General features: G+C 50.8%; 9 protein-coding genes, 1 rRNA gene and 1 other RNA gene. All 11 read left to right on the forward strand.

Going from position 1 to position 10,550, the window contains the following annotated elements; all coding sequences use genetic code 11:
- Window positions 1-172: 172 nt before the first annotated feature.
- The 11 genes from R70723_RS00585 to R70723_RS00630 all read left to right on the forward strand — a co-directional run bounded on the left by R70723_RS00585 (window position 173) and on the right by R70723_RS00630 (window position 10,456).
- A complete protein-coding gene (locus R70723_RS00585; protein WP_039868988.1) occupies window positions 173-1,426 on the forward strand; it encodes a UDP-N-acetylglucosamine 1-carboxyvinyltransferase in 1,254 nt (417 codons plus the stop codon).
- A gap of 132 nt (window positions 1,427-1,558) precedes the next feature.
- Entirely contained in the window at window positions 1,559-2,914 is a 1,356-nt protein-coding gene (gene rho, locus R70723_RS00590; RefSeq protein WP_039868990.1) for a transcription termination factor Rho, read from the forward strand.
- Between the two features lie 25 nt (window positions 2,915-2,939).
- Window positions 2,940-4,217: a radical SAM family protein gene (locus R70723_RS00595; RefSeq protein ID WP_039868992.1), complete on the forward strand. Its 1,278-nt coding sequence runs from the start codon at window positions 2,940-2,942 to the stop codon at window positions 4,215-4,217.
- A gap of 112 nt (window positions 4,218-4,329) precedes the next feature.
- Window positions 4,330-4,527: a 50S ribosomal protein L31 gene (gene rpmE / locus R70723_RS00600; RefSeq protein ID WP_039868994.1), complete on the forward strand. Its 198-nt coding sequence runs from the start codon at window positions 4,330-4,332 to the stop codon at window positions 4,525-4,527.
- 123 nt (window positions 4,528-4,650) lie between these two features.
- Window positions 4,651-4,919, forward strand: an RNA gene (ffs, locus tag R70723_RS32505) — signal recognition particle sRNA large type.
- A gap of 134 nt (window positions 4,920-5,053) precedes the next feature.
- The gene (gene dnaX / locus R70723_RS00605) at window positions 5,054-6,829 is read left to right on the forward strand and encodes a DNA polymerase III subunit gamma/tau (RefSeq protein WP_039868996.1); all 1,776 of its coding nucleotides are present in this window, start codon (window positions 5,054-5,056) and stop codon (window positions 6,827-6,829) included.
- 48 nt (window positions 6,830-6,877) lie between these two features.
- A complete protein-coding gene (locus tag R70723_RS00610; RefSeq protein ID WP_039868998.1) occupies window positions 6,878-7,189 on the forward strand; it encodes a YbaB/EbfC family nucleoid-associated protein in 312 nt (103 codons plus the stop codon).
- Window positions 7,190-7,225: 36 nt separating this feature from the next.
- Window positions 7,226-7,822, forward strand: a complete 597-nt coding sequence (recR, locus tag R70723_RS00615) for a recombination mediator RecR (protein WP_039869000.1) — start codon at window positions 7,226-7,228, stop codon at window positions 7,820-7,822.
- 231 nt (window positions 7,823-8,053) lie between these two features.
- Complete coding sequence (locus tag R70723_RS00620) at window positions 8,054-8,311, forward strand: hypothetical protein (RefSeq protein ID WP_039869002.1); 258 nt, start codon at window positions 8,054-8,056, stop codon at window positions 8,309-8,311.
- A gap of 31 nt (window positions 8,312-8,342) precedes the next feature.
- Window positions 8,343-8,606 carry a pro-sigmaK processing inhibitor BofA family protein gene (locus R70723_RS00625; protein ID WP_039869004.1) on the forward strand — a complete coding sequence of 88 codons (264 nt, stop codon included), beginning with the start codon at window positions 8,343-8,345 and terminating at the stop codon, window positions 8,604-8,606.
- Window positions 8,607-8,908: 302 nt separating this feature from the next.
- Window positions 8,909-10,456: ribosomal RNA gene (locus R70723_RS00630) — 16S ribosomal RNA — on the forward strand.
- The last annotated feature ends 94 nt before the right edge of the window (window positions 10,457-10,550 follow it).

The raw sequence follows: 10,550 nt of genomic DNA on the forward strand, positions 1-10,550 counted from the left end.
CGCTCCAGGCGGACAAGCTGTTCATTATTGTAGATCGTCAAATATGTTTTTTCTGAAACGTGTGCCGTCCTTATTGCAAGGGCGGCGCAGCCGTTTCTTCTTCACACTAATAAGCCACAGCAGGTATTGCAAGGGCAAGCTGCAATACACGTAGGGGGAAACAGATAATTCTATGGAAAAGTTAATGATTGGCGGTGGACGTCCGCTAAAGGGCGTTGTAACCATCAGCGGAGCGAAGAATAGCGCGATCGCGCTTATTCCTGCGGCTATTTTAGCTGAATCTGAAGTTGTTCTGGATAATTTGCCGTCCCTAAGTGATGTAGCCGTATACTCCGAAATTCTTGAAGAGCTTGGCGCCACTGTCTCCTGGACAGGCAGCCAGATGAGAATCGACCCCTCCCGTATTGTTTCCATTCCCATGCCTAACGGACCAGTCAAAAAACTTCGTGCCTCTTATTATATGATGGGTGCGCTGCTTGGAAGATTTAAAGAAGCGACCATAGGTCTGCCCGGAGGCTGTAATTTCGAGCCCCGTCCGATTGATCAGCATATCAAAGGCTTTGAAGCACTAGGGGCAACCGTGACTAATGATCATGGTTCTATTCATCTGTATGCCAAGGAACTGCGCGGTGCAAAAATTTATTTAGATGTATCCAGCGTTGGTGCAACGATTAATATTATGCTGGCGGCTTCACGGGCCAAAGGCTCTACAATTATCGAAAATGCGGCTAAAGAGCCTGAGATTATAGATGTAGCAACCCTGTTAAACTCCATGGGCGCTGTTATTAAAGGTGCCGGAACAGAAACCATCCGGATAGAAGGCGTTACCGAGATGCATGGCTGCCGCCATTCCATCATTCCTGACCGGATTCAAGCTGGAACATACATGATTGCTGCGGCGGCAACGCGCGGCAACGTACTAATAGATAATGTTATTCCCAAGCATTTGGAGGCATTAACGGCCAAGCTGCTTGAGATGGGTGTAGGTATAGAGGAGCTGGATGAGAGCATCCGCGTTATCGGCAGATCCAAATATGAGCATGTCGATGTAAAGGCGCTGATCTATCCCGGCTTTGCAACCGATCTGCAGTCTCCGATGACGAGTATGCTGACCCAGGCTGAAGGGGTTAGTGTGCTTAGTGATTTCGTCTACAGCAACCGGTTCAAGCATGTTCCGGAGCTGGTGCGTATGGGGGCCAAAATCCGTGTTGAAGGACGCTCTGCCATCATTGAAGGCGGCAGGCTAAATGCGGCCAAAGTCAAAGCGGCTGATCTGCGTGCGGGTGCAGCGCTTGTGATTGCCGGACTGACTGTAGACGACGGGATCACCGAGGTGACCGGTGTAGAGTATATCGACCGCGGTTACGACAATCTGGTAACGAATATGCGTGACCTTGGCGCTGAAATCTGGCGCGAGGAAGACTAACCCATAGGATTATCTGAATAATGGAGGGAGTTTTGCGGCTTGCTGCATATCTCCTTCCAAATCGGGTAATCCTATCCTAATGAGCAATTTAATAGATTTATATTTTATAAAAATTGAATAGGTGGTTATTACATGGATCTTCAAATTTCCGATCTGGAAGAAATGAAGCTGACCGAGCTGTATAAGCTGGCCAAGAAATACCAGATCCCTTACTACGGACAGCTGAAGAAACGGGAGCTGATCTTCGCTATCCTCCGGGCGCAGGCGGAGCAGAGCGGGCTCATGTTTATGGAAGGCGTGCTGGAAATATTGCCGGAAGGCTACGGGTTCCTGAGACCGATTAACTATTTGCCCAGTGCGGAAGATATTTATATCTCAGCCTCACAAATCCGCAAGTTTGATCTGAGAAGCGGCGATCTTGTATCAGGTAAATGCCGCACACCGAAAGAAAATGAACGGTACTTCGGTTTGCTTCAAGTCAATGCCGTCAACGGCGAGAATCCTGCCAGTGCAGCGGAGCGCTTGCATTTCCCGGCGCTAACACCTCTTTATCCGCAAGACAAGCTGCCGCTTGAAACATCCCCTACTCATCTGTCTACCCGAATAATGGATTTGCTTGCTCCTGTAGGCCTGGGGCAGCGCGGTTTGATTGTAGCACCTCCCAAAGCAGGGAAAACGCTCCTCCTGAAAGAAATTGCCAACAGTATCTCCACTAACAATCCCGAGATTGAGCTGTTCGTATTGCTGATTGATGAACGCCCTGAGGAAGTAACAGATATGCAGCGCTCGGTAAAGGGCGAGGTGGTCGCTTCTACTTTTGATGAACTGCCTGAGAATCATATCAAAGTTGCTGAGCTTGTGCTGCAGCGCGCCCTTCGCCTTGTAGAGCATAAGAAGGATGTTGTTATTCTGCTGGACAGCATTACGCGGCTGGCACGCGCATATAACCTTGTAGTTCCGCCATCCGGACGTACGCTCAGCGGAGGTATTGATCCTGCTGCCTTCCATCGTCCAAAACGGTTCTTTGGTTCAGCACGTAACGTGGAGGAGGGCGGAAGTCTGACCATTCTCGCTACAGCGCTGATTGATACCGGGTCACGGATGGATGATATCATTTATGAAGAATTTAAAGGTACAGGCAATATGGAGCTTCACTTGGACCGCAAGCTGGCCGAACGGCGTATTTTCCCTGCGATCGATATCCGGCGCTCCGGAACACGCCGCGAAGAAGTGCTGCTAAGCAAGGAAGAGCTGGATACCATTTGGGCTATCCGTAAAAATATGAATGAATCCTATGATTTCGTAGAAGGCTTCCTCAAGAAGCTTCGTGACAGTAAGACTAACGCTGAATTCCTGGCCTCGTTCGATGTATCCGGTAAAGATTCCTCATCGCCAAGCGGCACGGCCAGCAGCGGAGGAACCTCCAACAGCGGCGCTTCCGCCCGCCGGACTTCACGGCCAAAGACACCTTCTGTCCCTACAACCTGAGAATAGAGAATAAGAGGAGATTAACATGTATCTGGTATATGCCGATGAACAAGGAAATGTATATGATCATCCGGAGCTGTACGGGCTTGCCCGCAGCGGCGATATGATCGTTGAGATGCTGGAGGAGGAGCTTATTCCGCTTCCGGATGGGGCAACCCTGGTCGGGCTTCCGAGCACCCGCGCGGTCGGTATGAATCCCGAAACGGGTGAAATGCTTTCGCTGCCGGAGGGTTCACAGGCTGTCGGAGCACTGCTGCCGCAGGGCTTTACAAGACTGTGCCTTCCCGGTTATGTCAAGACGGATAAATCGTATAAGCTTCCGCTCTTCGGTTACTCCGCTGTAGTGTGGAAAGATGGCGGCTTTTATGTTGCTGCCGATCCGACGGATGATCCGGAGCAGTGGAATCCCCTTAACTGTGACAGGGAGGAAGTCGAGGTCGGGGTAGGCGATCTGAAAGCGAAGTATCCGGAGAACCGCTTATACGACCATCTTTCCAACTGTGCACTGGGTTACGAATGCCTTACTTCGTCTAATACATTCCTTGGCCGCTGGGAAGGAGCTGTTCCCGTATCTTACTCCTGTAATGCAGGGTGCTTCGGCTGTATTTCAGAGCAGCCGGATGACAGCGGGTTCGTCTCCCCGCAGACCCGGATGAACTTCCGGCCTACCGTAAATGAAATTTCCCAGGTTATGCTGGAGCACCTTAAGACACCGCAGTCGATTATCAGCTTCGGCCAGGGCTGTGAGGGAGAGCCTTCTACCCAGGCTAAGATAATTATTGAAGCGATGCGGGAAGTCCGGGCGGTTACCGATATGGGGTATATCAATATTAATACTAATGCTGGACTAAGTGATCATATCCGCGGAATTGTGGATGCAGGACTTGATTTGATGCGGGTCAGTACCATCAGCGCGCTTGATGATCACTATAATGCCTATTACAAGCCGCGCGGATATACGCTTGCCAACGTGGAGAAGTCGTTGAAGTATGCAGCCTCCCAGGGAGTTTATACATCAATCAATTACCTGATCTTCCCCGGAGTTACAGACCGGGAGGAAGAGATTGAAGCCATGGTTGAATTCTGCCGGCGGACAGATCTGAAGCTGATCCAAATGCGTAATCTTAATATTGACCCCGAGAGCTATCTTGGACTTATTCCTCCTGCACAAGGAGAGATTCTTGGCATGAAGACGATGCTGGATATATTCCGTGAAGAGCTCCCGGAGGTAGTTATTGGCTCGTATACACACATCCCCCCAGCCGAGCTGGCCCGGGTGAAGGAACGGCGTGTACGCCTCTAAAGCATCCGTGATTTAAAAATATTGCAGTGTCCGATGTTTCGTGCTAGAATGTCGTTGTGTGTTTAATAACTCTGGGTCCGCATGAGGCCTAGGGCAAGAGAGGTGAAATGAAATGCAAGAAGCCATTCAACCAAAGTACCACATCACTACTGTAACCTGTGCTTGCGGCAACACTTTCGAAGCTGGTTCTGTTAAGCAGGAACTGCGCGTCGAAATTTGCTCCAACTGCCACCCGTTCTTCACTGGCAAGCAGAAGTTCCTGGATGCTGGTGGTCGTGTCGATAAATTCAAGAAGAAATACGGTATCTAATTACCAGCGCCGCGCTGCGGCGTAGCACTGATCACTCTCCGGATATAATATCCGGGGAGTTTTTATTTGCCACTTTACGGGAAAGGTTGATTTTTGCCGGGGTGTGAGCTATACTTATCTTCGCCGTGCTAGACGGGGAGGTAGCGGTGCCCTGTAACTCGCAATCCGCTGTAGCGAGGTTGAATTCCTGTTAGAGGTGCTGTCGATGTGAGGTCTTGGTTCCTATGGGCTGTGTTGACGGTTGGGTCCTCCGCAATGAGTGCTTGTGAACCTGGTCAGGTCCGGAAGGAAGCAGCCATAAGCAAGTTTACTCTTGTGCCGGAGGGTTGCCTAGCCCGAGCAGTTCTGTAGGGTTGCCGCTTGGATCGCAGTCATCAATAACAGGTGCACGGTTTAATAACTGCTAATTATAGCATCTTTGCCACAAGCGAAGATGCTTTTTGTTTTAGTCAAAGCCCCGGGAATATAGTATAATAAATAAGCTACAAATGCCGGAAAGCGGCAGTCTAAGAGAGGGTAATGCTTAGTGGAACATATCGCGCTGTACCGTGCCTGGCGGCCTCAGTCGTTCCAGGACATGGTAGGACAGCAGCATATTATCCAGACGCTGCAGAATGCAATCCGTGAACAGCGGGTTTCTCATGCCTATCTGTTCAGCGGTCCGCGCGGAACAGGTAAGACGAGTGCAGCCAAAGTGCTCGCCAAAGCGGTCAATTGCGAGCGCGGACCGGGTCCGGAGCCGTGCAACGAATGTCCTTCCTGTCTAAGAATCACTGCGGGTAATATAATGGACGTACAGGAAATTGATGCAGCGTCTAACCGCGGAGTTGAAGAGATTCGTGACCTGCGGGACAAGGTGAAATATGCACCTACCGAGGTGCGCCGTAAAGTGTATATTATTGATGAAGTGCATATGCTGACAACAGAGGCGTTCAACGCTCTGCTGAAGACGCTTGAGGAGCCGCCGCCGCATGTAATGTTTATACTGGCGACAACAGAGCCGCATAAATTGCCGGCAACAATCATTTCCCGCTGCCAGCGGTTTGACTTCCGCCGGGTATCACTTGAAGAGCAGAGCGGCCGTCTTGCTGAAATCTGCCTCAAAGAGGGGATTACTGCAGATACTGATGCGCTGCAGTATATAGCGAGGCTCTCCGACGGAGGGATGCGTGATGCGCTCAGCATACTGGATCAGATATCTTCGTTTACAGACGGACAGGTGACCTATCAGCAGGTGCTTGGCATGACCGGCGGCATTCCTTCCGAGCAGTTTGCAAGGCTTGCCACGGCCATTCTGGAGGGGGATATGGGAAGGCTGCTGGAGCTGGTAGAGCAGCTGATGCAGGAAGGGAAGAGTGCTGATAAATGTCTCGAGAATCTGCTGTATTATTTCCGGGATCTTCTGATGATCAAGATGGTACCTGGTGCAGATAAGCTGACAGACAGGGTGCTTAACCCGGCAGAATTCCGTGACATGGCCGCCGGCTTTACACGTGGGCGGCTGTTTCAGATCATAGAAACCTTAAACCGCTATCTTGGTGAAATGAAATATGCAACGCATCCCCAGACGTTGTTTGAGGTAGCTCTTATGAAGCTGTGCACGATGCAGCAGGAAGCTGAACCGGCAGTAGCATCATCTGCACAGGCAGGGTCAGCGAGTGCTACTTCAGCCGGCGGGCAGCCTGCTGCGGCGGGTGAGCTGGATGCCTTGAAGCGGCAGATTGCTGCGCTGGAGAAGAAGCTTGAGCAGGCTATCCAGGCGGGCGGCATTTCAGGAGCAGGGCGGGATCAGGCGGCTGTACAGCGCCAGAGTCCGGCTTCAAGCCCTGCTCCGCGCGTATCGTCAGGCTCTAAGCTGCCTCCGCAGCTTGATAAATTCATTGCCAGCAAGGACAGTGCTGACTCCAATGCCATATATAAGCAGTGGAGTACGGTGCTGCAGGCCGTGAAGGAAGAGCGGGTCACGGTTCATGCCTGGTTTGTTGACGGCGAGCCGGTATCGGTTATGGAGGATGCGGTGCTTGTGGCTTTTAAGAATACCATCCACCGTGATACTACCGAGAAGCCGGCTAACCGCCAGGTAATTGAGCATGTCTTTGCTGCACGTCTGGGCAAGCCCTACAGGCTTGTGACGATGATGCTGCGTGACTGGACTGAGGCCTCCCAGAAATCGGCTGCCAAGCCGGGGACTGAGGAACTGCGGCTGGAGCATGAGCACGAAACGGCCGGAGAGAAGTCCGAACCATGGATTGACGAGGCGATCCAGCTTTTTGGAGAAGACCTTGTTGTCATAAAAGAGTGATACTTAAGCCTATCAGCGCATAAGCGCATCCCAAAGGAGAGACGACAAATGAATAATATGAACCAAATGATGAAGCAGGTTAAGAAAATGCAGGAACAGATGCTCAAGGCGCAGGAAGAGCTGGGCAGCAAAACAATCGAAGGAACATCCGGCGGAGGCGTAGTTTCCGTACAGGTTAACGGACACAAAAAACTGCTGTCCATCCAGATCAAACCGGAAGCAGTTGATCCGGATGATGTTGAAATGCTGCAGGATCTTGTCATTACTGCTGTCAACGATGCGCTTACCAAAGCGGAAGAGCTGGCTAACAACGACATGGGTAAATTCACTGGCGGAATGAAGATCCCGGGACTGTTCTAGACCCGCTACACTCTAGCCCAAAGGAGAATCATCGCTTTGTATTATCCAGAACCGCTAGCCAAGCTGATTGATGCTTTTACACGTTTGCCCGGGATCGGGCCCAAGACGGCAGCCCGGCTGGCTTTTCATGTGCTTCACATGAAAGAGGACGAAGTTATTGATTTTGCCAAGGCGCTGGTCAGCGTCAAACGAAATCTTCACTACTGCTCGGTCTGCTGTAATATTACCGATACTGATCCGTGCCGGATTTGTCAGGATAAGACCCGTGATGCTTCGGTGATCTGTGTAGTTCAGGAATCCAAGGATCTTGTGGCCATAGAGCGGACAAAGGAGTTTGACGGCTATTATCATGTGCTGCAGGGGGCGATCTCTCCAATGGAGGGAATTGGTCCGGATGATATCCGCCTCAAAGAGCTCCTGACGCGCTTAAGTGACGAACGGGTGAAGGAGCTGATTATGGCTACGAACCCGAATATAGAAGGGGAAGCTACAGCTATGTATATTTCCCGGCTCGTCCGCCCGTTTGAAATTAAAATCACGAGAATAGCCCATGGCTTGCCTGTAGGCGGCGATTTGGAGTATGCGGATGAAGTAACCTTGTCCAAGGCTCTGGAAGGCCGACGCGAGCTCTGAGGCTCGTTGAGACAGATTTGCAAATAACTGCTTTAACCAGAGAAGCCCGAGGGGCTTCTTTTTTTGTTTGGTTTTGAGTACCCTGCAGCCTGCGGCTCCCCTATCAAAACAAATCAGACATGCAGCTTTCTGGTTCTAAGTTTGTCCTCCTGCTGATATGAATGAGAATATGCAGCGGTGGCAAGTGCGGTGTCTGCGGGACTGGATTCTTCATACAAAGGGGGAGCTGTTATGCGCTGGTGGGGAAATGCCCGGCAGGAAGAAGGGGTTAAAAGCCTGAATCAATTAAACTTGGACGAGGATTGGCGTGTATTCCATGAGGTGCGCAATGCACAGATGGAGTGGGAGAGGGCACATCTGATGTTTGATGAAGCATTAGGCCAGGATCAGATCGATTATGCGATCTTTATTCTTGAGGCGGCTGAGCGGAAGTATCAGATCCATCTGAAGCATGCGAAAAGTCTGGGGCTTGACCGCACCCGAATGTGAATTATATTAGCGTAGAATGGAGGATGATGGTGTGAGGGCGGTAGCGTTAGGTATCTTAATTGGCTCAGTTATCTTGCTTGGTTTGATTGTATTTCGTAAAAAGCTTGGCTGGGCCTGGCTGACTTTATTCGGCAGTCATCTGGTATTAGCGGCACTTGGCATTTATATTGTTAATTTCTCTGGTTTACTTACTGAAGTTTATATCCCTTTGAATCCTGCTACAATAGGCACAGTAACGGTTTTGGGGCTTCCTGGAGTATTGATGCTGCTCGGTTTAAAAATAACTTTGTTTTAAAGGTTGACGAGGGCTAAGAATCTATGGTACATTAATTCTCGGCCCTTCGGACAAGATATTCACTAATAACTTGTTACCGAGTAAAGCGAAAAAAGAAATTAAAAAAACGCTTGACTTAATCGAAGAGGTTATGATATATTATAAAGGTCGCTGCTGACAAAGACAACGACGAAGAATACGAAACAAATTGATCTTTGAAAACTGAACAACGAGTGAGTGGAAATCACCTTGGTGATTTCAAAATAGAGAATGCAAATTCTCGTCAGATGTTTCAAAATGAGCAATCGCTCTTTCTAAATACCAATTTGGAGAGTTTGATCCTGGCTCAGGACGAACGCTGGCGGCGTGCCTAATACATGCAAGTCGAGCGGAGCTTATCCTTCGGGGTAAGCTTAGCGGCGGACGGGTGAGTAACACGTAGGCAACCTGCCCCTTAGCCTGGGATAACTACCGGAAACGGTAGCTAATACCGGATAATTTCTTTTTTCTCATGAAGGGAGAATGAAAGGCGGAGTAATCTGTCATTAAGGGATGGGCCTGCGGCGCATTAGCTAGTTGGTGGGGTAACGGCTCACCAAGGCGACGATGCGTAGCCGACCTGAGAGGGTGAACGGCCACACTGGGACTGAGACACGGCCCAGACTCCTACGGGAGGCAGCAGTAGGGAATCTTCCGCAATGGGCGAAAGCCTGACGGAGCAACGCCGCGTGAGTGATGAAGGTTTTCGGATCGTAAAGCTCTGTTGCCAGGGAAGAACGTCCGGTAGAGTAACTGCTACCGGAGTGACGGTACCTGAGAAGAAAGCCCCGGCTAACTACGTGCCAGCAGCCGCGGTAATACGTAGGGGGCAAGCGTTGTCCGGAATTATTGGGCGTAAAGCGCGCGCAGGCGGCTATTTAAGTCTGGTGTTTAAACCTTGGGCTCAACCTGAGGTCGCACTGGAAACTGGGTGGCTTGAGTACAGAAGAGGAAAGTGGAATTCCACGTGTAGCGGTGAAATGCGTAGAGATGTGGAGGAACACCAGTGGCGAAGGCGACTTTCTGGGCTGTAACTGACGCTGAGGCGCGAAAGCGTGGGGAGCAAACAGGATTAGATACCCTGGTAGTCCACGCCGTAAACGATGAGTGCTAGGTGTTAGGGGTTTCGATACCCTTGGTGCCGAAGTTAACACAGTAAGCACTCCGCCTGGGGAGTACGGTCGCAAGACTGAAACTCAAAGGAATTGACGGGGACCCGCACAAGCAGTGGAGTATGTGGTTTAATTCGAAGCAACGCGAAGAACCTTACCAGGTCTTGACATCCCGATGAAAGCATTAGAGATAGTGCCCCTCTTCGGAGCATCGGAGACAGGTGGTGCATGGTTGTCGTCAGCTCGTGTCGTGAGATGTTGGGTTAAGTCCCGCAACGAGCGCAACCCTTGACTTTAGTTGCCAGCAGGTTAAGCTGGGCACTCTAGAGTGACTGCCGGTGACAAACCGGAGGAAGGTGGGGATGACGTCAAATCATCATGCCCCTTATGACCTGGGCTACACACGTACTACAATGGCCAGTACAACGGGAAGCGAAGCCGCGAGGTGGAGCCAATCCCAGCAAAGCTGGTCTCAGTTCGGATTGCAGGCTGCAACTCGCCTGCATGAAGTCGGAATTGCTAGTAATCGCGGATCAGCATGCCGCGGTGAATACGTTCCCGGGTCTTGTACACACCGCCCGTCACACCACGAGAGTTTACAACACCCGAAGTCGGTGGGGTAACCCGCAAGGGAGCCAGCCGCCGAAGGTGGGGTAGATGATTGGGGTGAAGTCGTAACAAGGTAGCCGTATCGGAAGGTGCGGCTGGATCACCTCCTTTCTATGGAGAATCGTCACCTGCAACGGTGACATTCAAATCGGAAGCTAAGCTTCCATTAGAACCTTCGGGTTCGAACACTCACTCGTGTTCAGTT

This window comes from Paenibacillus sp. FSL R7-0273, from assembly GCF_000758625.1.
GTDB lineage: Bacteria > Bacillota > Bacilli > Paenibacillales > Paenibacillaceae > Paenibacillus_AQ.